At 55.6% G+C, this 24,583-nt stretch carries 22 protein-coding genes; 15 read left to right on the plus strand and 7 right to left on the minus strand.

Annotation, left to right across the window (positions count from 1 at the left end; all coding sequences use genetic code 11):
• Positions 1-103: 103 nt before the first annotated feature.
• The 13 genes from V6575_RS02385 to V6575_RS02445 all read left to right on the plus strand — a co-directional run bounded on the left by V6575_RS02385 (position 104) and on the right by V6575_RS02445 (position 14,189).
• Positions 104-628: a TRAP transporter small permease gene (locus tag V6575_RS02385; protein WP_340272418.1), complete on the plus strand. Its 525-nt coding sequence runs from the start codon at positions 104-106 to the stop codon at positions 626-628.
• Between the two features lie 2 nt (positions 629-630).
• Positions 631-1,911 (plus strand): TRAP transporter large permease, encoded by a 1,281-nt coding sequence (locus tag V6575_RS02390; RefSeq protein ID WP_340272420.1) that lies wholly within the window; start codon positions 631-633, stop codon positions 1,909-1,911.
• Positions 1,912-1,920: 9 nt separating this feature from the next.
• Entirely contained in the window at positions 1,921-2,238 is a 318-nt protein-coding gene (locus V6575_RS02395; protein WP_340272422.1) for a cupin domain-containing protein, read from the plus strand.
• A gap of 26 nt (positions 2,239-2,264) precedes the next feature.
• Entirely contained in the window at positions 2,265-3,089 is an 825-nt protein-coding gene (gene kduI / locus V6575_RS02400) for a 5-dehydro-4-deoxy-D-glucuronate isomerase (RefSeq protein ID WP_340272423.1), read from the plus strand.
• Positions 3,086-3,814 carry a 2-dehydro-3-deoxy-D-gluconate 5-dehydrogenase KduD gene (gene kduD, locus V6575_RS02405; protein ID WP_340272424.1) on the plus strand — a complete coding sequence of 243 codons (729 nt, stop codon included), beginning with the start codon at positions 3,086-3,088 and terminating at the stop codon, positions 3,812-3,814. Before kduI ends, kduD begins: the two co-directional genes overlap by 4 nt.
• Positions 3,804-5,258 (plus strand): mannitol dehydrogenase family protein, encoded by a 1,455-nt coding sequence (locus V6575_RS02410; protein ID WP_340272426.1) that lies wholly within the window; start codon positions 3,804-3,806, stop codon positions 5,256-5,258. The genes kduD and V6575_RS02410 overlap by 11 nt, the downstream gene beginning before the upstream one ends.
• Entirely contained in the window at positions 5,255-6,439 is a 1,185-nt protein-coding gene (uxuA, locus tag V6575_RS02415) for a mannonate dehydratase (protein WP_340272427.1), read from the plus strand. Before V6575_RS02410 ends, uxuA begins: the two co-directional genes overlap by 4 nt.
• Before the next feature lie 2 nt (positions 6,440-6,441).
• Entirely contained in the window at positions 6,442-7,965 is a 1,524-nt protein-coding gene (locus tag V6575_RS02420; RefSeq protein WP_340272428.1) for a UxaA family hydrolase, read from the plus strand.
• Positions 7,966-8,152: 187 nt separating this feature from the next.
• A complete protein-coding gene (locus V6575_RS02425) occupies positions 8,153-9,163 on the plus strand; it encodes a BMP family protein (protein WP_422785501.1) in 1,011 nt (336 codons plus the stop codon).
• A 135-nt stretch (positions 9,164-9,298) separates the two neighbouring features.
• A complete protein-coding gene (locus tag V6575_RS02430; RefSeq protein WP_340272429.1) occupies positions 9,299-10,846 on the plus strand; it encodes an ABC transporter ATP-binding protein in 1,548 nt (515 codons plus the stop codon).
• Entirely contained in the window at positions 10,843-11,925 is a 1,083-nt protein-coding gene (locus tag V6575_RS02435) for an ABC transporter permease (protein WP_340272430.1), read from the plus strand. Before V6575_RS02430 ends, V6575_RS02435 begins: the two co-directional genes overlap by 4 nt.
• A complete protein-coding gene (locus V6575_RS02440; RefSeq protein WP_340272432.1) occupies positions 11,922-12,866 on the plus strand; it encodes an ABC transporter permease in 945 nt (314 codons plus the stop codon). Before V6575_RS02435 ends, V6575_RS02440 begins: the two co-directional genes overlap by 4 nt.
• A 21-nt stretch (positions 12,867-12,887) precedes the next feature.
• Complete coding sequence (locus tag V6575_RS02445) at positions 12,888-14,189, plus strand: amidohydrolase family protein (protein WP_340272433.1); 1,302 nt, start codon at positions 12,888-12,890, stop codon at positions 14,187-14,189.
• Positions 14,190-14,276: 87 nt separating this feature from the next.
• Here the strand turns inward: V6575_RS02445 and bcmE are convergent, their stop codons facing one another.
• Complete coding sequence (gene bcmE, locus V6575_RS02450; protein ID WP_340272434.1) at positions 14,277-15,785, minus strand: thiamine pyridinylase; 1,509 nt, start codon at positions 15,783-15,785, stop codon at positions 14,277-14,279.
• Between the two features lie 348 nt (positions 15,786-16,133).
• Between bcmE and V6575_RS02455 the strand changes: the two genes are divergently transcribed.
• On the plus strand, positions 16,134-17,243 hold the full coding sequence (locus V6575_RS02455; RefSeq protein WP_340272435.1) for a DUF2218 domain-containing protein: 1,110 nt from the start codon (positions 16,134-16,136) through the stop codon (positions 17,241-17,243).
• A gap of 18 nt (positions 17,244-17,261) precedes the next feature.
• On the opposite strand, the gene V6575_RS02460 is transcribed toward V6575_RS02455, so the two are convergent.
• The 6 genes from V6575_RS02460 to V6575_RS02485 all read right to left on the minus strand — a co-directional run bounded on the left by V6575_RS02460 (position 17,262) and on the right by V6575_RS02485 (position 23,230).
• Positions 17,262-17,543 (minus strand): DUF2160 domain-containing protein, encoded by a 282-nt coding sequence (locus V6575_RS02460; RefSeq protein ID WP_340272436.1) that lies wholly within the window; start codon positions 17,541-17,543, stop codon positions 17,262-17,264.
• Between the two features lie 13 nt (positions 17,544-17,556).
• Positions 17,557-18,357: a carbohydrate ABC transporter permease gene (locus V6575_RS02465; RefSeq protein WP_340272437.1), complete on the minus strand. Its 801-nt coding sequence runs from the start codon at positions 18,355-18,357 to the stop codon at positions 17,557-17,559.
• Positions 18,357-19,220 (minus strand): carbohydrate ABC transporter permease, encoded by an 864-nt coding sequence (locus V6575_RS02470; RefSeq protein WP_340272438.1) that lies wholly within the window; start codon positions 19,218-19,220, stop codon positions 18,357-18,359. The genes V6575_RS02465 and V6575_RS02470 overlap by 1 nt, the downstream gene beginning before the upstream one ends.
• A 10-nt stretch (positions 19,221-19,230) precedes the next feature.
• On the minus strand, positions 19,231-20,295 hold the full coding sequence (locus tag V6575_RS02475) for an ABC transporter ATP-binding protein (protein ID WP_340272440.1): 1,065 nt from the start codon (positions 20,293-20,295) through the stop codon (positions 19,231-19,233).
• Positions 20,296-20,321: 26 nt separating this feature from the next.
• Positions 20,322-21,389 carry an ABC transporter ATP-binding protein gene (locus V6575_RS02480; protein WP_340272441.1) on the minus strand — a complete coding sequence of 356 codons (1,068 nt, stop codon included), beginning with the start codon at positions 21,387-21,389 and terminating at the stop codon, positions 20,322-20,324.
• Between the two features lie 104 nt (positions 21,390-21,493).
• Positions 21,494-23,230, minus strand: a complete 1,737-nt coding sequence (locus V6575_RS02485) for an ABC transporter substrate-binding protein (protein WP_340272442.1) — start codon at positions 23,228-23,230, stop codon at positions 21,494-21,496.
• A gap of 514 nt (positions 23,231-23,744) precedes the next feature.
• On the opposite strand from V6575_RS02485, the gene fhuF reads away from it, so the two are divergent.
• Positions 23,745-24,578, plus strand: a complete 834-nt coding sequence (fhuF, locus tag V6575_RS02490; protein WP_340272443.1) for a siderophore-iron reductase FhuF — start codon at positions 23,745-23,747, stop codon at positions 24,576-24,578.
• Positions 24,579-24,583: the final 5 nt, after the last annotated feature.

Here is a 24,583-nt window from a genome sequence, read left to right on the forward strand (position 1 = left end):
TTCTCGCCATTTTGTTAGACAGGCCATTTTCAGCAGTCGCACGGATCAAAGGATGATCCAGACCAAACAGAAAATGGTCTAGGCGTGACAGGGATTCCTTAACGTGCAGGACCATATCAAAACCGTTGCGCGGGCATTGTCCCACGTCGCGCGTCTCGCGCTCTGGCTGGCCAGTGCCGGTCTCATACTGATGACAGTTTTCATTTCTGCCCAGGTGTTCATGCGCTACGTCATGAACGATTCCATTGTCTGGAGCGAACCCGCAGCAGTCATCCTGATGGGCTGGTTCATCTTCCTTGGAGCCGCGGTCGGCATTCGGGAAGGTTATCACCTCAGTTTTGATGTCTTGCTCTATTTCATATCTGACACTGCCAAGCACTGGCTCTACAGCGTATCCGACCTGATCGTCGGGGGCTTTGGGTTTGGCATGTTCTATTACGGGGCAGAGCTCATGTTCTCTTCATGGGATGTCGTCCTTCCATCCCTCGGTATCTCTGGTGCCTTTGATTTTCTGCCACTTGTCGCAGGCGGTGTTCTCATCGTCCTGTTCTCGGCTGAACGCCTGGCGCGCCGCGCCGCAGGCATGCCCACCGCACGCTTCGGCGAAACTGACCTCGTGGAGGACTGAAAATGGAAGTTTGGGTCCTCTTTGGAACGTTTGTATTCCTTCTGATAATCGGCACACCAGTCGCATTTTGCCTGGGCGCAGCATCACTTGCGACCGTCCTCTATCTCGGCATGCCGCCCGTCATCGTATTCCAGCGCCTGAACTCGGGCGTCTCGGTCTTCGCTCTCATGGCCATCCCGTTCTTCATATTTGCTGGAGAATTAATGGTGAGAGGTGACATCGCAAGGCGACTGGTTGCCCTTGCCGGTGCGCTTGTAGGCCACTTGCGTGGCGGCCTTGGCCAAGTCAACATCGCAGCCTCTGTTCTGTTTGGCGGAATTTCCGGGTCAGCTGCCGCTGACGCCACCGCCATCGGCGGCCTGATGATCCCGCAGATGAAGAAAAAAGGCTATGACGTCGATTATGGCGTCAATGTCACGGTCGTCTCTTCAATCATCGCCCTGATGCTGCCGCCCTCGCACAACATGATCATCTATTCGATCTCCGCTGGCGGTAGGCTATCGATTGCAGATCTCTTCACCGCAGGTATTATTCCCGGCCTGCTGCTTGCGATATCCTTGATGGTGACGGCCTGGTTCGTCGCCAAGAAGAGAGGCTACCCAACCGAGAAATTTCCCGGTTGGGCGGCATTCGGTCTGCTGTTCTTCAACGCGATCCCTGGGCTTTTGCTGATCGCAATCATCTTCGGCGGTGTCCGCTCCGGCATCTTCACGGCGTCCGAAAGCTCCTGTATCGCTGCCGTCTACGCCCTACTGGTGACGACCCTCGCCTATAGAACCATGAACTGGAACGACTTCGTCGCAGCAACAAAAGCCGCAGTGCGAACGACAGCCATGGTGCTTCTGGTGATCGGCTGTGCGGCGTCTTTCGGTTGGCTGCTTGCCTTCCTGCGCATTCCAGCCGAGCTGGTCACGATGATGAAGGACCTGTCCGACAACCCAATCGTCATTCTGCTGATGATCAACCTGATCCTGCTGCTGCTTGGCACTTTTATGGACATGTCTCCGCTGATCGTAATCACCACACCGATCTTCCTGCCAGTCGCAACAGCCTTCGGTATCGACCCGATTCACTTTGGCGTCATTCTGATATTGAACCTTGGTATCGGCCTATGCACACCACCGGTGGGAACCATCTTGTTCGTCGGCTGTGCTGTGGGCCAAATCTCCGTCTGGCAGGCCATCCGAACCATCTGGCCATTCTATGGCGCGGCCTTCGCGACCTTGATGCTGGTCACGTATATTCCGTTCCTCTCCCTCTGGCTTCCATCGCTCTTTCACTAGGAGAACCCTGTGCTCGTTAAATCATTTCCAGAAGTTCAGGCCGATCCCGGCGTGACCCGGCAAGTTCTGTCTGACAGTGCCGAACTGATGGTGGTTGCGTTCCGCTTTCAGAAAAAAGGCGCGGAAGGCAAACTGCACAATCACCCACACATCCAATCGACATATGTAGAATCCGGACGTTTTACCTTCACCGTTGATGGCGAAGATATCGAAGTCGGTCCGGGTGACAGTTTTGTCATTCCATCCAACGCGCTCCATGGCTGCAAGTGCCTCGAACCGGGAACGCTGGTGGACACTTTCACCCCGCGCCGCGACGACTTTCTCTGAACACTCCCAAGATCAGGACCAAACCCATGCTCACCGTTGAAACCCGCCACGCGATTGACCCTGCCACAGCCAAAACACTGGATACAGACGGACTTCGTTCGCATTTCCATGCTGGCGGCCTGTTTGCAGAAGGCGAAATTCGCCTCGTTTATTCTCACTATGACCGTCTGGTTATGGGCGGCGCAGTTCCCGGCAAGGGAACGCTCACTCTGGATCATGTTCCAGCTTGCGGAACGCCCTCCATTTTGGATCGCCGCGAGATGGGCATCTTGAACATAGGGGATGCTGGTACCGTCTCTGTTGGCGGAACCGACTACACCGTCAACAAAGGCGATGTGCTGTACATCGGCATGGGGTCCGGCCCGGTTTCCTTGTCAGGCAACGCCCGCTTTTACATTCTTTCGGCACCGGCCCACCGCACCTGCCCGACCAAGCTCATCCGGATTGAAGATGCACGCCGCGTCGAAATGGGCTCAGCAGAAACCTGTAATGAACGCGTCATCTTGCAGTTCCTGCACCCAGAAGTCGCCGAAAGCTGCCAGCTGTTGATGGGTTACACACAGTTCGCCCCCGGCTCAGTCTGGAACACAATGCCAGCGCACACCCATGACCGCCGCATGGAAGCCTATCTCTACTTTGAACTGGATGAAGACCAGCGCGTCTTCCACTTCATGGGCAAGCCTGAAGAAACCCGCCATCTCGTCATGGCCAATGAGGATGTCGTCATCTCACCGCCTTGGTCGATCCATTGCGGCGCAGGGACAGGTGCCTACACATTCTGCTGGGCCATGGCCGGAGACAATGTCGACTTCACAGACATGGACATGATTGCGATGGGGGATCTCCGGTGAACCCATTCTCTCTGCAAGGCAAACGCGCTCTGGTCACTGGTGCCAACACCGGCATCGGTCAGGCTATCGCAATCGCAATGGGTGCGGCTGGCGCAGAGGTTCTCTGCGCCGCTCGCCGCGACTGCTCACAAACGTTGACACAGATCAACAACGGCAAATTCATCAACCTGGACTTCTCCGATCCCCTGGCTGCGCGAGATCTGTTCGAAGCCGAGCATGTTGATGTCCTCGTCAACAACGCTGGCATCATACGTCGCAGCGATTCAGTCGATTTTACCGAAGCAGACTGGGATGATGTCATGGACGTCAATCTGAAGGCTGTTTTCTTCACCTGCCAGTCATTTGGCAAAGCCGTGCTTGCTCGGGGTGGATCTGGTCAAATCGTCAACATTGCCTCACTGCTGTCGTTTCAGGGCGGCATTCGTGTACCGTCTTACACAGCGTCAAAACACGGCGTTGCGGGCATCACAAAATTGTTAGCCAACGAATGGGCAGCAAAGGGCATCAATGTAAATGCCATTGCTCCGGGCTATATTGCAACCAACAACACGGAAGCCCTGCGCAATGATCCGGACCGCAACCGCCAGATCTTGGAACGGATCCCGGCAGAGCGATGGGGCGAGGCAAGTGACATAGGTGAAGCCGCCGTATTCCTTGCATCTCCCGCTGCCAAGTATATTCATGGCGCAGTTCTGAATGTAGATGGAGGCTGGCTTGCCCGCTGAATTGCCGACTAAGTTGCCGCGTGTATCACGAACCGGAGTTGCCCCTAGATCAGGGATTGTGCATCTCGGTCTCGGTGCCTTTTTTCGGGCCCATGGGGCCATCTATATCGAAGAAGCAATGGCAGCTTCGGGTGGCGACTGGGGCATCATCGGTGTCAGCCTGCAAAGCCCGCGCATGCGCGATCAACTGGCACCGCAGGATTTTGTCTACACGGCTCAGGAACTCGGCCCGAACGGAGAAACCTTGCGACAGGTTGAGGCCATAACAGACGTCTTGGTCGCACGAGAAGACCCACAGGCCGTGCTGGACGCCATGGCCAGCCCCGAGATCCGCATTGTCAGCCTGACCGTGACCGAAAAAGGCTATTGCCATGACCCGGCAAGTGGTCAGCTGAACAAGGATCATCCAGATATCATACACGATCTGGACAGCGAAATTCCTGTATCCTCTCCCGGTTTCCTCGTGCGCGCATTACAGCTGCGCAGAGATACAGGTCTGCCGCCATTCACGGTTCTAACCTGTGACAACCTTCCAGAAAACGGCAAGCTTGTCCGCAACATCGTCATCGAATTTGCCAACCTGATCGACACTGATCTTGCTAAATGGATCGAGTCCGATGGTCGCTTTCCATCAACCATGGTTGATCGCATTGTCCCGGCCACAAAGCCCGAAGACATTGTAGCGTTGGCTGAAAAGACCGAATTTTTTGATGCAGCGCCTGTGTTGCACGAGCCATTCCGTCAATGGGCCGTAGAGGATGATTTCGTCGAAGCCTATGGCGCGGAGGCCCGGCCAGACCTTGCCGCAGTTGGCGTCGAACTTGTCCAAGATGTCACGCCCTATGAGCATATGAAGCTGCGGATGCTGAATGGCACCCATTCCGCCCTGGCCTATTTGGGATATCTGGCAGGCTATGAAACCATTGCTGAGACCGTCGCCGATCCAGTGATGGCCACTTACGTCAAATCCCTCTGGCGCCGTGAGATCATACCGTCCTTTACGCCGCCTCCCGAAGTTGATCTGTCCGCCTATGCAAGTGCGCTGTTCAAACGCTACGCCAATCCGTCGATCCGGCACCGGACATGGCAGATTGCCATGGACGGCAGCCAAAAATTGCCGCAGCGCATATTGGGCACCCTCCGGGACAACCTTGATGCAGGACACCAGTCACCGGGCCTTGGAACCGCAATCGCGGCCTGGATGATCTATGTCGGCGGCACGGATCTCAATGGCGCACCAATTGATGTGCGCGACCCGCTTTCAGAAAAGCTGGCAGCACTATCTGCTGCTGCAAGTGCCCCTGGCGAAAAAGTAGCAGCACTTCTGGGCGTCGACCAAATTTTCAATCAGGACCTTGCAGAGGAAATTGGTCTCGATTTGGTCGCCGCTTATATCCTGCTCAGCGCCGACGGAGTTCGGACAGTTCTGGAGGACTTGGCATGAAGGAAGGTTGGCGCTGGTACGGCAAATTCGACAAGATTTCCCTCTCTGAGATCGCTCAGACGGGTGCAAGTGAAATCGTCACGGCCCAGCACGAAATCCCCTATGGCGAGATTTGGGCAAGCGAAACGGTCCAGGCAACACGACAAAAGCTGAATGCGGCCGGGTTCAACTGGACCATAGTTGAGAGCCTGCCGATACACGAAAAGATCAAACGCAACGACGGCGACCTCTCCGGCCTCTTTGCCAACTACCGTCAGTCCATGGCCAATCTTGCAGCCGAAGGCATTGAAGTCATCTGCTACAACTTCATGCCCTTGCTTGACTGGACCAGAACCGACCTTGCGGCACCGGTCGCCCGTGGCGGAACCTGTCTGCGGTTTTCCTCTGCAAAAATGGCAGCGCTGGAACTCTTCATGGTTGAGCGTCCGGAAGCCGAGAATGACTATTCTGCCGAAGTTATCAGGCAGGCCAAGGCCTGGTTCGAGGCCTCAACCCAAGCGGAGCGGGATCAACTGATCCACGCTGTCATGGCAGGACTGCCCGGTGCCTACGACCGCTTCGATACAGCTGGCCTCAAGGAAGCGCTCAAGGCCTATGATGGCATCAGCCGAGACCAATTGCGCGCCAACTACAAGCGGTTTCTGGATGAAGTAATCCCGACCGCCGAAGACCTCGGGCTGCGCTTTGCCGTCCATCCGGATGACCCTCCACGCGACATTCTAGGGCTCCCGCGTATTGTTTCCAACGAGGCAGACATAGACTGGATCCTGAACGCTCACGAAAGCCCATCCAATGGGCTGACGCTTTGCGCTGGATCACTCGGAGCCAATCCCAGGAACAACGTTCCCGACATTGCCCGTAAATTCGCCGACAAGATCCACTTCGCCCATTTGCGCAATGTGGCAAAGGACCCGGACGGCTCCTTCGAAGAAGCAGCCCACCTTGGCGGAGACACGGACATGGTTGACTTGGTCTCAGCGCTTTTGACCGAACAACGCAAAAGACGCACCGATGGCCGCAAGGACGCAGACATCACCTTTCGCCCGGATCATGGCCATGATCTTTTCAATGATGCAGAACGCGAAGCGCATCCAGGCTACCCATTGCTTGGGCGCATGCGCGGACTGGCTGAAATCCGAGGCGTCATCGCAGGCCTTTCCGCCCAACTTCCGGCAGCTTGACCATGCGCGCACCGATCATTCTTCATCCGTCTGATACAGTAGCAATCCTATCCGAACGCGCTGTAAAGGGAGCCGACCCTCTCACCATTGGCAACGCTTTGCCAACGGCAGTATCCGGTGGTCACAAGATCGCGCGAACTTCCCACAATCCGGGTGACAGGATTATCAAGTTCGGCCAGATCATTGGCAACGCAACAACTCCGATTGCACCTGGAGATCACATCCACACCCACAACTGCAACTTCTCTGATCACGATCAGGACTATGAAGTCGGGACGGATCTGGCACAGGCACAGGCAGCCATTCCAAAGATCGAGCCACGGACGTTCCAGGGCTACCGGAGAAGCAACGGACAAATCGGCACGCGGAACTACATAGCTCTTTGTGCAACGGTCAATTGCTCCGCAACGGTCATTCGCAAGGCTGCGTTTGAACTGGAGGTTTCCGGTGTCCTTGCCAACTACCCGAATGTGGACGGCATCACCGCGTTTGCCCATGGCACAGGCTGCGGAATGGACAGCGCCGGCACTGGATTCAAACTCCTGCAGCGGGTTCTTTGGGGACATGCCACACACCCGAATGTCGGTGCAACGATCTTCGTCGGCCTCGGCTGTGAAGTCATGCAGGTCGCCCGTATGAAATCCGTTTTCGGCGACACCATGGCAGACCGGTTCCACGGCCTGACCATTCAGGAAACCGGCGGCACCCGCGCCACCATCGAAGCCATCAAGACCAAGGTGCTCGAACTGCTGCCAGAAGTGAACTCGATTGAGCGCAGCACATGTCCTGCTTCCGCATTAAAACTTGCGCTTCAATGTGGCGGCTCTGATGGGTACTCCGGCATGACGGCAAACCCTGCGCTCGGAGTAACATCAGATCTTCTCGTTGGCCTCGGCGGAACGGCTATTCTGTCTGAAACGCCGGAAATCTATGGTGCAGAACAACTGCTTTTGCGCCGCGCCGTCAATCATGAGGTTGCTGAAAAGCTGATCGCCCAAATCCGTTGGTGGGAACGATATACGGACATGAACGGCGGCAGCATGGACAACAATCCAAGCCCAGGCAACAAGGCAGGCGGCTTGACCACTATTCTGGAAAAGTCACTCGGGGCTTCGGCCAAAGGCGGGGCAACACCCCTGACAGCAGTCTATGACTACGCAGAAACTGTGACCGAACCCGGCTTTGTCTTCATGGATACGCCTGGCTACGATCCCGTCTCTGCCACCGGGCAAATTGCAGGCGGCGCGCAAATTCTGGTCTTCACCACCGGCCGTGGATCTGCGTTCGGCTCAAAGCCTGCTCCCACCATCAAGCTTGCAACAAATGACGTGCTATTCAAGGCCATGCCTGACGACATGGACATGAACTGCGGCGACATCATTACCGGTGATGCGACCATTCCCGAAAAGGGCGCCCAGATCCTCGATCTGATCCTGCACGTCGCATCGGGCCAACCCAGCAAGTCCGAAACGCTTGGACTCGGAGACAATGAATTTGTCCCCTGGCAGGTCGGCGCGGTGATGTGACCAGGCTGTCTGAGAGTGAGGGAAGCCCCCCTCAGATCTCCACCTGAAATTGAAGCTGCGGTTTTTGCGTGCTATTTTTGTCCGAATGTTCAAAAAAACAGCACGCCTACCTTCTCGGCAACATTGTGACACTGCTGCTTTTATGGTCAACTCACCGGGTTGATAACAATAAATTCAGGGGTTCAATATGGCTCAATCGAAACCGTTTTCATGGTCCCGGCGGGCCTTGCTCTCCGCCGCTGTGGCTATGACCACGACTCTCTCTATCGGCATCCCGGCAGCCTTTGCCAAGGACAAGCCAATCAAGGTCGCAGCGATCTATACCGTTCCGGTGGAACAGCAATGGGTCAGCCGCATCAACAAGGCGTTGAAAGCAGCAGAAGCGCGCGGCGACATCGCCTACACATTCTCAGAGAACGTCGCCAACACCGACTATGAGCGCGTCATGCGCGAATACGCCGAACAGGGCATGGATCTGGTCGTTGGCGAAGCCTTCGCCGTCGAGCGCGCAGCGCGCAAGGTCGCCGCTGAATATCCTGACACAGCCTTCCTGATGGGATCGTCATTTGGCGCTGCCAAGCCAAATTTTTCGGTCTTTGACAACTGGATCCACGAACCATCCTATCTGACCGGAATCATCGCAGGCGCTACAACCAAGTCGAATGTAATCGGCATGGTCGGTGGCTATGCGATTCCAGAAGTGAACCGCCTGATGAATGCCTTCATGGAAGGCGCATTGTCCGTCAACCCTGACGTCAAGTTCCTCGTGACCTTCATCAACTCCTGGTACGATCCGCCCAAGGCCAAAGAATCCGCCTTTGCCATGATCGAAAAGGGCGCTGACGTGCTCTACGCAGAACGTTTCGGCGTTTCCGATGCGGCCAAGGAAAAGGGTATTCTTGCCATCGGCAACGTGATCGATACGGCAGGGGACTATCCTGGAACGATCCTGTCTTCCGCTCTGTGGCATATGGAACCGACCATCGACAAAGCCATTGCAGCCGTTCTGGCAGATGACTTCGAGCCAGCAGACTATGGTCCTTACAGCTTCATGTCTTATGGGGGCGGCAGCTTCGTTGTTGACGAAGCTCTTGCGCCAGCTGAATCGGTCGCGACAGCAAAAGAGAAAGAACAGGAAATCCTCGACGGTCTGTTCCGCGTCAATGTCAACGACAGCGAACCAAAGTCGACCATGTAAAACCTGACTTGAATGCGGGTGGGGCAATCCCTTCCCGCATTCTCCCTTCCATGCTGCAAGAAGCTCACCAATCATTGCCCATTGGCGGCGACGTTCGTCCGGATGCGGATACACAATTATGCCAGGAGAGGCACTATGACCGATTTGCCGGGCGACATGCCAACCGTGCTCAAACTGGATGATATCACCAAGACATTCGGCGCGCTCACAGCCAATGGCGACGTCTCCCTATCCCTGCGCAGGGGTGAAATTCTCGCCCTACTTGGGGAAAATGGCGCGGGCAAAACGACCTTGATGAACATTCTGTTCGGTCACTATGTCGCCGACAACGGAACCGTCGAAGTCGGCACCAAAGATGGCACACTTGTTGAACTCGAACCCGGCTCGCCCAGTGCTGCGCTTGAAGCCGGAATTGGCATGGTTCACCAGCACTTCACGCTGGCTGAAAACCTGTCCGCACTCGAAAACATACTACTGGGCACAGAACCTCTTTCCGCTTTCAGGTCTTCCCGTAGCAAGGCAAAAAAGCATCTCGATGACCTGATGGCCCGATCCGGCCTTGCCGTTGATCTGAACGCCCGAATTTCCAGCCTTTCGGTTGGCGAGAAACAGCGTGTCGAAATCCTAAAGGCACTCTATCGTGATGCCAGGGTTCTGGTTCTGGATGAGCCGACCGCCGTGCTGACGCCACAAGAATCCGACACATTGTTCGCGACCTTGAAGAAACTGGCAACAGATGGCCTCGCCATCATCTTTATCTCCCACAAGCTCGACGAAGTGATTGCCGCCTCGGACCGGGTCGCGGTGCTTCGCGGCGGCCGGAAAGTCGCAGATCTTGCGACAGTGGACTGCGACAAACGACATTTGGCCGAACTCATGGTTGGCAAACATATTGCGGAAAACGCGCGCGATCCCCAAGCTCCCGGCGACACATTGCTCACGCTCTCAGGCGTTACAACTGGCAGCGGGCGCGATGCCCTGCATGGGGTCAATCTGGAGCTTCTTTCCGGAGAGATTCTTGGCATCGCCGGCGTATCTGGCAATGGTCAGGGAACACTTGCCAAGGTGATATCAGGCCTTCAAGCGCCTGCAGACGGTAGTATTTCCTTGAACGGCGACAACCTCACAGCAGCTTCCGCCCGCGAAATGATCGACACCGGTATTGCCCGCATTCCCGAAGACCGGCACAGAGACGGAATTGTCGGCCCGATGTCCGTCGCCGAGAACCTCGCCATAGAACACATTCGCAAGCCGGAGAACCAGCGCTTCGGTTTCCTGCGGTTCGACACCATCGCAGCACGGGCCCGCGAGGCGATCGCGGCCTATGACATTCGCTGTCAGAGCGAGAAAGCCCCTGCCCGCCTGCTGTCTGGCGGCAACATCCAGAAGATCGTTCTGGCGCGCACACTCGATGCCAACCCCTGTGTTGTACTCGCCGCCCAACCTTCACGCGGACTCGATGTTGGCGCCACCGCCGACGTGCACCGCCGCCTGCTGGAAGCACGCGCAAGGGGTGCTGGCGTTATCCTGATCTCCGAGGACCTCGACGAACTCATGCGCCTGTCCGACCGTATCGCCGTGATCCATCGTGGTCATCTTTCCGCCCCCGACCCAACCGAAATACTGGACCGTGGCACTCTCGGCCTGCGCATGGCTGGCCAGTCAAAGGAGCACGCGGCATGATCCGCTTCGAGCCACGCGAGCCCGCGTCCCTCCCCCGCCTGATACTGATACCGGTTGCCGCCGCTGTGATCGCGCTGGCCCTTGCAGCAATCCCGATGATGTCTGCAGGACTATCTGTGTTTGAAGCTTATGGACTGATGCTGACCGGAGCCTTCGGCTCTCCCTTTGCCTTCACCGAAATGCTGACCAGAGCAGCCCCCTTGATCCTGACCGGGCTTGCAGCAGCCCTCGCCTTTAGGGCCAAGCTTTGGAACATCGGTGCAGAAGGTCAGCTCTATGCCGGGGCATTGGCGGCCGTCGCTGTTGGGTCAGGCTGGATCGACGCCCCCGCTGTCGTTCTCCTACCGCTGGTTGTCTTTTGTGGCGCGATGGCAGGCGGCCTCGTCATGCTGGGGCCAACTCTGCTAAAAACCCGCCTCGGCGTCGATGAGGTTGTCACGACCTTGCTGCTGAACTTCATCATTATCCTGTTCGTCCAGATGATGCTGGAAGGTCCGATGAAAGACCCTATGGGTATGGGATGGCCGCAATCTGAGCCAATGCTGGACAACGCTATGTTGCCCAAACTGATGGCGCGCATGCGAATCCATGGTGGCCTGATCATCGCCTTTGCCTCCGCCATCGGGATCTACATCCTTCTAAAGAAGACAGTCTGGGGCTTTGAAATTCGCGCCGTCGGCGAGAACGCCAACGCGGCCCGCCACGCAGGCATCCCGGTCACCGCAACCTTCATACGTGTCGGTCTTCTTTCCGGCGCACTCGCGGGTCTTGCCGGTGTTGGCGAAGTCGCGGGCCTCAAGGGATACCTGACCGCAGATATCTCACCCGGCTTCGGCTATTCCGGCATTGTGGTTGCCATGCTGGCGGGCCTTTCCCCCATTGGCGTTGTAATCGCGGCCCTGTTTATCGCCAGCATTTTTGTTGGCGCTGACAGCATGTCACGGGCAACAGGCGTATCAAATTACCTTGCTGACCTGATCGTCGCCATGGCGCTGATATGCGTCCTCATTTCCGGCCTGTTCCTGAGGTTTAAAATTCGCTTCACCAACAACAAGACCGTCGAAGGAGCCGCGAAATGAGCGATATTCTCGACATTCTCCTGACAGCGAATTTCTGGGCAGCAGCCCTTCGAATTGCCACGCCGTTGATCTTTGGCGTCCTCGGAGCGCTCATTTGCGAGCGCGCCGGCGTCCTGAACCTCGGTATTGAAGGTATTTTCACGGCCGGTGCAATGGCAGGCTGGATGGCCGTTTGGCTAGGCGCGGGTCTTTGGGGAGGCGTCTTGGTTGCTGCCATTGCGGGTGGCTTCTTCGGTCTCATCCACGCAATCCTGACGGTTCCACTCGGCCTGTCACAGCATGTCTCCGGCATCGGGGTCACTTTGTTTGCCACAGCGCTGAGTTACTTCACTTACCGAACAGCTTTGCCGGACGTCTCCTCACCGCCGCGCATCGAAGCGTTCCCGCCGCTGAACATTCCCGGCCTGTCGGATCTCCCCTTCATTGGGCCTGCCCTGTTCCAACAAACCGCTCTGACATTTCTGGCACTGGCGCTGGTCGCCGTGACAGCCTTCGTGCTCTATCGAACACCGCTCGGGCTGGCGATTCGGGCCGTCGGCGACAATCCTTCAGCTGTCGAATCCCAGGGCCTTTCGGTCTACGGCTTGCGCATTGGAACCGTGGTTTTCGGGTCGGCAATGATGGCGCTCGGCGGTGCATTCCTTACCATGTCGGCCTTTGACGCTTTCTTCTTTGGCATGGTCAACGGGCGTGGCTGGATCTGCATTGCCCTGACAGTCTTTGCCTCCTGGCGTCCCGGCAAAGCGCTCATCGGCGCGCTTCTGTTCGGGGCCTTTGATGCTTTTCAGGTCCGCCTGCAAACAGAAATCGGCAGTTTCATTCCAGGCCAGATCTTCCTGATGATGCCCTATGTCCTGTCCATCGCGGCGCTTGTACTGGTAGCTAGAAAGGCCGACTACCCCCGCGCCCTACTGGTTCCTTACTTCCGCGGCCAACGCTAGCCTGAAACGAAAGACGTCCCGATGAGCTTCGATCTTCTGGTCAAAAACGCCACGCTTCCCGATGGTCGCACTGGCATGGACATCGCTTGCGCCGCTGGTCGTATCACCGCCGTTGAGGCAGGCATCACCGGCGAAGCCGCAGAGACAATCGACGCCAATGGCCAACTGATTTCGCCGCCTTTCGTCGACAGCCATTTCCACATGGACGCGACGCTGTCCCTCGGCCTGCCACGTATGAATGAAAGTGGTACTCTGCTTGAAGGCATCGCCCTTTGGGGAGAGCTGAAAGAGATCCTGACGGTGGATGCTGTTGTGGAGCGTGCTCTGCGATATTGCGATCTGGCCGTATCCCAGGGCCTGCTTGCGATCCGCACCCATGTTGATGTGTGTGACGACAAGCTTACCGGCGTGGAAGGTCTGCTTGAAGTCAAACGCCTGATCGCGCCCTATATCGATCTACAGCTCGTCGCTTTCCCGCAAGATGGCCTCTATCGGTCGCCGAACGCTGAGAAGAACCTTCTAAAAGCCCTCGACATGGGCGTCGATATCGTTGGTGGTATTCCTCATTTCGAGCGGTCCATGGAAGACGGCGCAGCATCTGTCAGGCGCTTGTGCGAGATCGCAGCAGAGCGCGGCCTCATGGTCGATCTTCACTGCGACGAGACGGATGACCCATTATCACGCCACATCGAAACGCTGGCCTATGAAACCCAGCGTCTCGGACTTCAGGGCCGGGTTGCCGGGTCCCACCTCACATCCATGCATTCCATGGACAACTACTACGTCTCAAAGCTCCTGCCCCTGATCGCGGAAGCTGAAGTCCACGCCATCGCCAACCCGCTGATCAACATCACCTTGCAGGGACGTCACGACACATATCCCAAACGCCGCGGTCAAACGCGCGTGCCGGAAATGCGCAGCTATGGTATCAACGTTGCCTTTGGCCACGACTGCGTGATGGACCCTTGGTACTCCATGGGCTCCGGCGACATGCTGGAAGTTGCCAGCATGGGTCTGCATGTGGCACAGATGACAAGCCGCGAAGCCATTCGCTATTGCTATGACTGCGTCACAACCCATCCGGCCAAGGTGCTAGGTCTGAATGGCTATGGCCTTGACGTTGGCTGCAAGGCAGACTTCCTGCTGCTGCAAGCCAAAGACACCATCGAGGCCATTCGCCTCAAGGCAACCCGCCTTGCTGTGGTCAAATCCGGCAAAGTCATCAGCGAAACTGCCCCGCGCATCGCCAATCTGTCGCTCGCGGGACGACCGGACACGGTTGACCCGGCGACCTATGCGCCCAAAAAGAAGCCAGCCGGATAAACTGATATTGCCTTCAATGTTGGCATCTGCAGATTCACCAGCCCATGTTGAAAACAGTTTGGCTCAACAAGGACTGGTGATAGCGCTCTAGTTTCGATTGTAACGGCGCAAGGCTGGTCCGGATTGAACCATTGTAGTGGTTTCTGTAACGTTCGCCGGCAAAGGAGAAGACGCAACACACTGGGAACAGCCGCAAGCAGAATATCCCGGCCATGCAGGCGGCGCCTGGTTGGTCCAAGATCCAATCCACCCCCCCGCGCTTTGGCAGAGCGGCGTACAAATCTGCGAGGCAGCAGAGTTGGAGCCTGGATAATCAGTGCTTTCCAGATCGCAATGACCGCTGAAAGCGCCGAGCACCGCGCTCTGCACGTTGCCGCCGAAGCTGTGGAAGGCATCCCGGTCAATGGTGGGCATACTGACGAGGTTCGTTGTCTTCGCATTCAGAACGGCCGTCATCTGCGTATAAAGCGGATCAACAGCACTCAGCGCAGTCAAGATACTGGTGCGAGCAGGGAAGAGGTAGGACAGCTTCCCGTCAGCCGGAGCGATTGCATTTTGCACAGTCGCCTGCTCTGTCATGATGTTGGCAAGTTCAAACGGCAGCGTACCGCTGTTGGCAAGGAAGGGTGAGGCACTGTTGACACCCACAACGTCTGCATAGAACTGATTTGGCGCTGATGTATCATCAGTCCATGGGAAAGCCCTGAGCTGCAATTGGCTTCGTGTTGCGTCGGACATCTGCGACATGCTCTCGGAAAAGCCAATAGAAGTGCGGCCATAGCCTTCGCTAAAATATCCCGCGCGTACATATTGATCTTCCACCCCAGCCAGCGGCGGTACAGCTCCCGTCAAAGCATTATAATAACTCGACGTTTCAGATATGTCGGTTAAGGATTGCACAATAGCTGGGTCAAGGGCTGTCATGGATGGCCAGGCACCGTTATCCAGCAATCCCTTGATCATATAATTGACGCCGATGGTTGTCTTTCCCGCCATGTTCATCATCACGCCTGACATTCCAAACGGTACCGGGCTGATGTAGATACCGGCGGGATTAACCGACTGAAACTCAGACAGCGTCGAGACACCCGCCATACCTGCATCACCATCACGGTAAAACATCAGGTTGGTGCAGCCAAGCATCGGAAGAGCAGACATATCGCCATTGGGCAATTTAAGCGCAGTGTCTGCATAGGATACAAAATCAGCGGCATCCGTGATCTGATTTGACGGCACCTGGGTAGTCTGCGTTTTCCAATATTCCAGGTACATCGCATCAAAAACGAAGACATCAATCGGCACTGAGGTGCCGCTGCCATTAGTGTAGACCGGATTGGACGAATACCCGCCATCCCAAGTGCTTTCGTCTGCAATCAGATAGAGTTTTTCGGTTTTTCCAGCACCTTGCCAAGCTGTGCAGATGGCAGATGTGAAGGCGTTCATATCTGGAACATAAGGATAAACAGCTGCCGAAATACAACTTTCGCCATCCACACAAATGGCATCACAGTTCTGAGCATGAGCACCCGTCGCAGTGATAGAGCCGAACAGAAAGACGCTCTTCAACAAAAATATTTTAGGAAAACACATGGTCATCTTTGACCCTTTCAGATCAAGGGCGCAATTACCCTAAAGGAATGCAGGAATAACGTACAAAACACCATATGCATGTAAAATTTATTTTATCAACTTTTGAGTTATTTGCCTAGCTCACACTCGAGAAATCACCTAAGCGAATTTATGAACCGTCGCTCTTAGCCTCCCGTGAAATAAAGATCCCGAAAATTAGCAAAACGTCATCATGACTTTGAAAACTTGAACTTGAATTTCATGTATGATTATTACGACTTGTAAGCGATGTGGACGACCTCCCGCATCGCCTGAAACCAATTGGGCGCAGATGCTGTTCCATGGTCTTTCGTCATCCAGAAACAAAGGTCTCTCATGAGTTTTTCCGCACAAACGACGGTCGCGCTCGACAAGCCTGCTGAAGCATTGGGACACATACTGGAGCACCTGCGCGAACATGAGCTCACCCCGGTGACGCAACCAGACGGCAGCGTTTTCATCGAGATTGACCAGACCAGCCAGATCCGGGTGGCCCCTGATGATGAAACGCTGACGTTTCACGTCAAAGCCCCGAGTCAGAACACGCTGTATTTCTTCAAGGAAAGCGTGGTCCGCCATCTTGAGGAAATTTCAGCAGAGGCAGCCCAGGCCGTTCGCTGGAGCGACAACACCAACCGCTCGTCCGGTGACAGTCCGGCGTTTCCGATAAACTTTCAGTTGCTGCAATTCGTGCGCAAATCGGCGCCCTTCCCCGGCATGATGCGTCTGACATTTACCAGCGAAACAGATGCCAGCAAGAGAGATATCACCGCCCTCCTGGAAGACGGTATTCACGTCAAGCTGATGTTGCCATCCCATGCAGGACGTCAGCCAATCTGGCCACACGTCGCAGCCAATGGCACGACAGTCTGGCCGCAAGGCAAAGACGAACTCCACGTCCGCTATTACACTTTAAAAGAAATCCGTGTGGACCAGAACGAAGTCGACATCGATATCGTTGCGCATTCAGGCGGCAAGATTGCGGATTGGGCCGCAACCGCTGCATCTGGGGATCAGATCGGCCTGATGGGTCCAGGTGGCGGAGACAAAGTGCCTGAAGACTGCAGCAGGGTTCTGCTTGCGGCCGACGAGACAGCTCTGCCTGCGCTGGCCCATATGCTTGCCCATCTGCCGCCCAATTGCACAGGACATGTGGTCGCCGCCTTGCCAAAGGAAGCCACCAGCTATCTGCCGGAAACGCCTTTGCAGATCACTTGCCTGCCATCAGAGACATTTGCAGCCCGCATTGATGAAACGCTTGCGTCACTCGCCGCAGCACCGGCGCCAGAGCAAGCACCCGACTTCTGCTGGTTTGCTGGCGAATACAACAATGCGCAATCCCTTCGCCAAATGTTCAAGCAGACGCTTGGCCTGAAGAAAGGCCGTCAACTTGCGATTTCCTACTGGAAAGAGGGTCGCACAGGCGATGCGAAAGGCACCGGGTAACCTTAGCCGGTTCTCACCTCAGACCCAACGAAACACCACAATGGCGTAGACGATGGATAGGCCGATTGGAGCGATGAGCGGCATGCCCATCAGCCCAAGCCATGCCAGACAAATAAAGGCGCTGCCGAGCAGGGAAATGAACAACCGGTCGCCGCGCGTCGTGTGAAGCCCGAGCACACCGTCTCGCGGCCCGCCACCCGGTGAGAAATACTCCCAAACGCCCATCGTCAAAATGCAGAGCGCCACGAAACAAAAAAAGGCGGCTGTTGGCCAGGTCCAGGCCATCCAGGAAAGACCCATAGCGATTTCCTCCTCAGACCCGGCCGAGGGCAAAGCCCCGGGCGATGTAGTTACGTACGAAATAGATCACGAAAGCACCTGGAATAATCGTCAAGGTTCCAGCTGCAGCCAGCAGTCCGAGTTCATATCCGGACGTACTCGCCGTTCGGGTCATGACCGCCGCAATCGGCTTGGCCGCAACCGACGTCAGCGTTTTGGCGAGAAGCAATTCGACCCAGGAGAACATGAAACAGAAGAAGGCTGCAACGCCGATGCCGGCGGCAATCGTCGGAATGAAGATCTTGACGAAAAACCGCGGGAACGAATAGCCATCCACATAGGCTGTCTCGTCAAGTTCCTTCGGCACTCCTGACATGAAGCCTTCCAGGATCCACACAGCCAACGGAATATTGAACAGCGTATGCGCCAGCGCGACCGCCCAATAGGTGTCAAACAGCCCAACCGCAGAATAAAGCTGGAAGAACGGCAATGCGAAAACTGCAGGCGGTGCCATCCGGTTGGTCAAAAGCCAGAAGAACAGATGCTTGTCGCCCAGGAACCGGTAGCGTGAGAACGCGTAGGCCGCCGGAAGCGCGACGGACACCGACAGCACCGTGTTGATCGAGACATAGGCCAGCGAATTCACGTAGCCCATGTACCATGTGGGATCGGTGAAGATCGTCACATAGTTCTCAATCGTGAACTCCCTTGGCCACAGGGTGAAGGAGCCCAGGATCTCGTTGGTCGTCTTGAACGACATGTTGATGAGCCAATAAATCGGCAACATCAGGAACAGGATGTAAAGGGCCGGAACGAAGCGGCTTGCGTTTCTCATCAGTTTGCCTCGTTGCGCATCATGAGCGTGTAGAAAACCCAGCTCATCAGGAGAATGATCAGGAAGTAGATCAGGGACATCGCCGCGGCCGGACCAAGGTCAAACTGGCCAAGTGCGATCTTCACCAGATCAATCGACAAAAGCGTGGTGGAGTTGCCCGGTCCCCCGCCCGTCAGGACGAAAGGCTCAGTGTAGATCATAAAGCTGTCCATGAACCGCAAGAGCACCGCAATGGTCAGCACCCGCTTCATCTTAGGCAGCTGGATGTAGCGGAAAATCGCGAAGGACTTCGCCCCATCAATCTTGGCCGCCTGATAATAGGCATCCGGGATCGACACAAGGCCGGCATAGGCCAGCAAGACCACCAGCGACGTCCAGTGCCAGACGTCCATCAGGATCAGCGTGAACCAGGCATCCCCCGGCTGGCGCGTGAAATTATAGTCAAAGCCGAGCCCGTTTAGACTGCGCCCCAGCAGGCCAATGTCAGGCAGCGCGAAGATGTTCCACATCGCCCCGACGACATTGTAGGGAATGAGCAGCGGCAGGGCCATCAGCACCAGACACACCGGTACCCAGGGGCCTTTGCGCGGCAGCGTCAACGCGATCAGCACACCAAGCGGGATTTCAATTGCCAGGATCGAGAAGGTGAAGATCATTTGACGGCCCAAAGAGGCATGAAACCGCTCTGAATTGAGCACGTCCTCGAACCACATCACACCGGCCCAGAAGAAGGTGTTGTCACCAAACGTCTCCTGGACGGAATAGTTCACAACCGTCATCAGCGGGATGACCGCATTGAACGCGACCAATAACACCACGGGAAGGACGAAGAGCCAGGCTTTCTGATTTTCCAACTTGTTCATCACTCGATCCTCAGTTCACCAGCCAACCGCCGCGATAGACCTGAGTGTGGTCCTGCGCGAATTGAAGATATGCATTGCCTTCAGGAATATAGCCGCCTTCGGGGACCAGCAGCTTTATGCTCTGATCACCACGCCGCGTATCCACGATCCGGAACCGGCCCGCATCCGACACCTTGGCAACATCCACCTGGATGCCGCTGTCACTAAACGAAGTGAACTCAGGCCGAACGCCAAGCTCCAAGTCCCAGGCATCGCCGCAAGAGCCTGCATTCCAGGTCGGAATTTCCGCATCCTGATAAAACGCCCTGCCGCCGCGCACTTCACACGGAATGACATTCATGCCCGGCGATCCGATAAAGTGACCGACAAACGTATGCTGTGGCCGCTCAAAAAGCTCAACCGGCGTGCCGATCTGCACCACCTGGCCGTCCTTCATCACCACAACCTTGTCGGCAAATGTCAGCGCTTCCGTCTGGTCGTGGGTGACATAGATCATGGTGGTTCGCACCCGCTGGTGCAGTTCTTTCAGTTTCGATCGAAGCTGCCATTTCAAATGCGGGTCGATCACCGTCAAAGGCTCGTCGAACATGATGACATTAACGTCCGTGCGCACCAGACCGCGCCCAAGCGAGATCTTCTGCTTGCCGTCTGCCGTCAGTCCGGATGCTCTATTTTGCAAGGTATCCTTGAGATCAATCATCTCTGCGATGTCGCGAACACGGCGCTCAACTTCAGCTTCTGCCACGCCGCGATTACGCAGTGGAAACGCCAGATTGTCGTACACCGTCATCGTGTCGTAGACGACCGGGAACTGAAAAACCTGCGCGATATGGCGCTGATCCGGCGGCAGCTTCGTCACATCCTGACCGTCAAAGATCACCTGGCCGTGGCTCGGTGTCAGCAAGCCGGAGATAATATTGAGCAGCGTTGTCTTGCCGCAACCGGAAGGCCCCAGCAACGCATAAGCGCCGCCATCATCCCAATCGACGTCGAGCTGCTGCAACGCATAATCTGCATCGACCTTCGGATCGGGCATATAGCTGTGACGCAATTCCTTGAGCGTAATTTTTGCCATAATGGCCGTCTCCCAATTCCTGCCGCTTAGCTCGCAACCAACTTGCCCGACTGGTCGAAATAAAATGCCCTGGAGACATCAGCATAAAGTGTTGCGGCAGCTCCGACTTCGAACTGATGGATCCCGTGTGATTGGGAGACCCATGTCCGATCGGCGACCCGAAAGTGAACAACACTTTCCGACCCGCTAATTTCGGTGACCACGACATTTCCCTCAATCTTGACCGGCATCTCGCCAGCTTCCATCGTTGTGACGTGATACGGGCGCAGGCCCAGCGTATAGGCACCATCGGGCAACGCTGCGATCTGACCAATGGCTGCCCAACTGGCGCCGCCAGCAAAGGACATCAAAGCGCCCTTCTTCTCGACCTGCGCCTGGTTGATAGGCGGCTCGGAGAACACCTCCGCGCTGATCAGGTCCAGCGGCTGCCGATAAACGTCACCAGTCGGGCCAAATTGTGTAATACGCCCCTGATGCATGGTTGCCGTATGGCCACCGAACAACAGCGCCTCAACCGGTTCCGTGGTCGCATAGACAACGACACAATCCCGGTTTGCAAACAGTCGTGGCAGCTCATCGCGCAGTTCTTCGCGCAATTTGAAATCTAGATTTGCGAGCGGCTCGTCGAGCAACACAAGATCCGCATCCTTGACCAGCGCTCTGGCCATCGCAGTACGCTGCTGCTGTCCACCTGACAGTTCAGAAGGGCTACGGTCCAGCATCGGCGACAGCTTCAGCATTTCAGCCATCTCGCCAACCCTGCGCTTGATCTCGTTTTCTGGCACGCGCCCGACCCGCAAGGGGGATGCAATGTTCTCAAAAACGTTGAAATTCGGGTAGTTGATGAACTGCTGATACACCATCGACACATTGCGCTTTTGCACAGCTGTCTTGGTCACATCCTCGCCCTTGAAACGGAGCGAGCCTGTCGTCAGCTTGTCCAGACCTGCCATCATTTGCATCAGAGTTGTCTTGCCAGACAAGGTGGTACCCAGAAGGACATTCATCCCGCCAGCTTCAAGTGTCAGGTTTGTCGGATGAATGTGCTGGTCCACCCCGACGCGCTTCGAGACATCGATAAGTTCAAGAGACATAAGGAAATCGCATTCTTTTGTCCGCGCTTCGCGGGCCACGTCACGAACCGAAAGATCCCGGGGCAAAACTTGCCCCGGAATTTAGCTCATCGCAGTGTCAACGCTTAGTTAGCGTTCCACTGGGCAATCAACTCGTCATAGCCAATGGTTTCGCCCTGAGGCTTTTCATTGTCCAGCTTCGCCTTGGCGCCGCCTTTGCCGAGCCATTCAGACGGGTCTTTTTCCTCATTGAGGCGTGGACCACATCCGCCATAAGTGCTGTTGGCTTTGTCCGCACGTTCCATACGCGCCATCACTTGGTCCATCTCGCTTGCGAGACGATCCATGGCCTGCTGTGGCGTGAACGCACCGGAGTTCACATCACCAATCTGCTGCCACCAAAGCTGCGCCAGCTTTGGATAATCCGGCACGTTGATCCCTGTTGGGGACCAGCGAACACGGTCAGGAGACCGGTAGAACTCAACCAGACCACCGAGCTGTGGAGCACGCTCTGTAAAGCTCTCATGGCGCACTGTGCTGTCACGGGCAAACGTGAGACCCACCTGGGACTTTTTCACATCAACGGTCTTGGATGTGACGAACTGGGCATAAAGCCATGCAGCCTTCGCACGATCAGTCGGTGTGGACTTCAGGATCGTCCAGGATCCAACGTCCTGATAACCAACCTTCTGGCCTTCCTGCCAATAGGGACCATGCGGTGATGGAGCCATGCGCCAAAGCGGCATGCCTGCATCATCAACCGTATTGTTGCCTTCGCTCTTGGGAGCTACCATCGACGCAGTGAACGCGGTGTACCAGAAGATCTGCTGCGCAACATTGCCCTGGCTCAGAGCCGGGAGTGACTGATAGAAATCATAATCCGCAGCACCAGGAGGTGCATATTTGCGAAGCCATTCATCCCACTTGCGGATCGCATAAACAGCAGCTGGGCCATTGGTTGCACCACCGCGCGACACGCTTGCGCCAGCCGGATTACATGAACCGGCTTCCATGCGGATGCCCCATTCATCAATCGGTACGCCGTTCGGTTCGCCAGGCGACCCCGCACCAGCCATCGACAGCCAAGCATCAGTCATGCGCCATCCGAGATCCGGAGCACGCTTGCCATAATCCATGTGACCATAGATTTTGACGCCGTCAATTTCCTTGACGTCTTCGGAAAAGAACTCCGCGATATCTTCATAGGCAGACCAGTTGACCGGCACACCCAGATCATAACCGTATTTGGCCTTGAACGCCTTCTGCAGGTCTTCGCGGTCAAACCAGTCCTTGCGGAACCAGTAAAGGTTCGCGAACTGCTGATCAGGAAGCTGATAAAGATCGCCATCTGGGCCAGTGGTGAAACTGATGCCCATGAAATCTTCAAGGTCGAGCGTCGGGGACGTCACGTCCTTGGCTTCACCGGCCATCCAGTCGGTCAGGTTCACTGCAAGCTGCAGGCGGGAATGCGTACCGATCAGATCGGAATCATTGACGTATGCATCATAGAGATTCCGGTTCGTCTGCATTTGCGTCTGAACAGCCTGAACCACTTCACCTTCACCAAGAATCTGATGGTTCACCTTGATGCCGGTGATCTCTTCAAATGCTTTGGTCAGGGTCTTGGATTCATAGTCATGGGTCGGAATCCCTTCCGACAACACGTTGACTTCCATGCCACTGAATGGCTCGGCAGCTTTAATGAACCATTCCATTTCGCTCATCTGCTCGTCTTTCGACAAGACAGACGGCTGGAATTCGGTATCGATCCAGGTCTTGGCTTCATCCATTCCGGCGAAAGCCTGACCGGCGCACGATAGTATTGCCGCGGCTGCCACCGCGGACATAAATCTCTGTTTCATGTGTTCCTCCCAAAACGGCCCGCATGCGCAGGCAAAGCGAATATCAATCGAAAGGAAATGAAGGTCAATGGAAAATAAAAAATGCAATTGCAATTTGTTGCGATCCTTCCCGCAACCCATGCCAGCTTCCAATTAAATGCGAGTAAAATCAATAAGCTTATAGGAGAACGGCAGAGAGACAATATTCGCAATTAATTCCTTCAAAACACAATCAAGTGATCAACCGGAGCGAAAGTTACCTGACCCGCCAAATTTCATTAGTCGGCTTATTTTATGGCAATGCAGCCCAACCAACTGAAAATTTGTATTTCTTCTAGAAATAGCGAGGATAAAACTCAAGTTTCCTTGCCCTTAGGAAACTCAAAAGGGTAGTTTCATCATAGTTGGTTTAATCAAGGGTCTGCATCCAGACAGTCTGCAACAAACACGAAGACCGCTCAAACGCCAAAACAGATTATGTCGCTGGCATTGGTGTAAATTTGCATTCGTATAAAACAGTCATGGAAATTCGTTAATGACCGGCGCAGACCTCTGCCTCGATGAAAAAATCGACCTGAGCGATTATCTGGAGGATCTGTTTCATGGCCCGGCAGCGCATTTGGCAGATCGATTTTCGATACAGCCCATTCAGAGTACAAACGAGAGCATCCCCGAAACGCCCGGCGTGAATACCGGAAATGGCAACCCAATCCAATGTTCCGAACTCACAGACCCGACAGGCCTCAAGAGACTTCTTGATGCCTATGCCAAGATGCAATTTCCAGGTGACGATGTTCGCTCAGTGGTGTCGTTCTGGTCGCAATGGTATTTCGGTTTTCTACTTCCCCCCCTTCTGCTTTTGACGAATGCCGCTCAAAGCGATGCCCCTTCAAGTCTGTTCGACCTCTACCTGTCCCTGGATCAAAACGGACAGCCACAGCGGTTCAATTTGTCTAATCCTGTTGTGATGTCATCCGGTAAAGACCGAGATGCTTTTGAACGCCTGACACCGCTGATCGACAATCACCTGTCGCCTCTGGTGTTTTCGCTCTCGGCCCGCTCTGGCGTGTCTGCAAAAGTGTTCTGGATGAATGCAGCCGTCGTGATCGACTACACCTATGATGTGCTGCTCGACCGAAAGGGCATTGATCTGAAACAGGTCACCGGCAGCCCGACGAGGCCGAACGGCCAGCGCAATCCCTTGTTCAGCCCGTACCGCCCATCCGGATCAGAGGCGACACGAACACGCCGGGTTTGCTGCCTGCGATACGCACTTGAAGGTGTTGCCAGATGCACCGACTGTTCCTTGAAACCAACGACTGGCCAGGAACAACGTCCAATTGTTCTGGGGGCCAGCGCAAGCAATTAGATCTG

The sequence above is a fragment of the Roseibium algae genome (assembly GCF_037783265.1).
Lineage (GTDB): Bacteria > Pseudomonadota > Alphaproteobacteria > Rhizobiales > Stappiaceae > Roseibium > Roseibium algae.

What these genes read in the sequence shown, in the direction of transcription:
- V6575_RS02440 (WP_340272432.1), top strand. Translation starts at nt 11,922, where the DNA reads ATGAGCGATATTCTCGACATTCTCCTGACAGCGAATTTCTGGGCAGCA.
- V6575_RS02475 (WP_340272440.1), bottom strand. Translation starts at nt 20,295, where the DNA reads ATGGCAAAAATTACGCTCAAGGAATTGCGTCACAGCTATATGCCCGAT.
- kduI (WP_340272423.1), top strand. Translation starts at nt 2,265, where the DNA reads ATGCTCACCGTTGAAACCCGCCACGCGATTGACCCTGCCACAGCCAAA.
- V6575_RS02420 (WP_340272428.1), top strand. Translation starts at nt 6,442, where the DNA reads ATGCGCGCACCGATCATTCTTCATCCGTCTGATACAGTAGCAATCCTA.
- fhuF (WP_340272443.1), top strand. Translation starts at nt 23,745, where the DNA reads ATGACCGGCGCAGACCTCTGCCTCGATGAAAAAATCGACCTGAGCGAT.
- V6575_RS02485 (WP_340272442.1), bottom strand. Translation starts at nt 23,230, where the DNA reads ATGAAACAGAGATTTATGTCCGCGGTGGCAGCCGCGGCAATACTATCG.
- V6575_RS02390 (WP_340272420.1), top strand. Translation starts at nt 631, where the DNA reads ATGGAAGTTTGGGTCCTCTTTGGAACGTTTGTATTCCTTCTGATAATC.
- V6575_RS02430 (WP_340272429.1), top strand. Translation starts at nt 9,299, where the DNA reads ATGACCGATTTGCCGGGCGACATGCCAACCGTGCTCAAACTGGATGAT.
- V6575_RS02455 (WP_340272435.1), top strand. Translation starts at nt 16,134, where the DNA reads ATGAGTTTTTCCGCACAAACGACGGTCGCGCTCGACAAGCCTGCTGAA.
- V6575_RS02465 (WP_340272437.1), bottom strand. Translation starts at nt 18,357, where the DNA reads ATGAGAAACGCAAGCCGCTTCGTTCCGGCCCTTTACATCCTGTTCCTG.
- V6575_RS02470 (WP_340272438.1), bottom strand. Translation starts at nt 19,220, where the DNA reads ATGAACAAGTTGGAAAATCAGAAAGCCTGGCTCTTCGTCCTTCCCGTG.
- uxuA (WP_340272427.1), top strand. Translation starts at nt 5,255, where the DNA reads ATGAAGGAAGGTTGGCGCTGGTACGGCAAATTCGACAAGATTTCCCTC.
- bcmE (WP_340272434.1), bottom strand. Translation starts at nt 15,785, where the DNA reads ATGACCATGTGTTTTCCTAAAATATTTTTGTTGAAGAGCGTCTTTCTG.
- V6575_RS02445 (WP_340272433.1), top strand. Translation starts at nt 12,888, where the DNA reads ATGAGCTTCGATCTTCTGGTCAAAAACGCCACGCTTCCCGATGGTCGC.
- V6575_RS02425 (WP_422785501.1), top strand. Translation starts at nt 8,153, where the DNA reads ATGGCTCAATCGAAACCGTTTTCATGGTCCCGGCGGGCCTTGCTCTCC.
- V6575_RS02435 (WP_340272430.1), top strand. Translation starts at nt 10,843, where the DNA reads ATGATCCGCTTCGAGCCACGCGAGCCCGCGTCCCTCCCCCGCCTGATA.
- V6575_RS02480 (WP_340272441.1), bottom strand. Translation starts at nt 21,389, where the DNA reads ATGTCTCTTGAACTTATCGATGTCTCGAAGCGCGTCGGGGTGGACCAG.
- V6575_RS02460 (WP_340272436.1), bottom strand. Translation starts at nt 17,543, where the DNA reads ATGGGTCTTTCCTGGATGGCCTGGACCTGGCCAACAGCCGCCTTTTTT.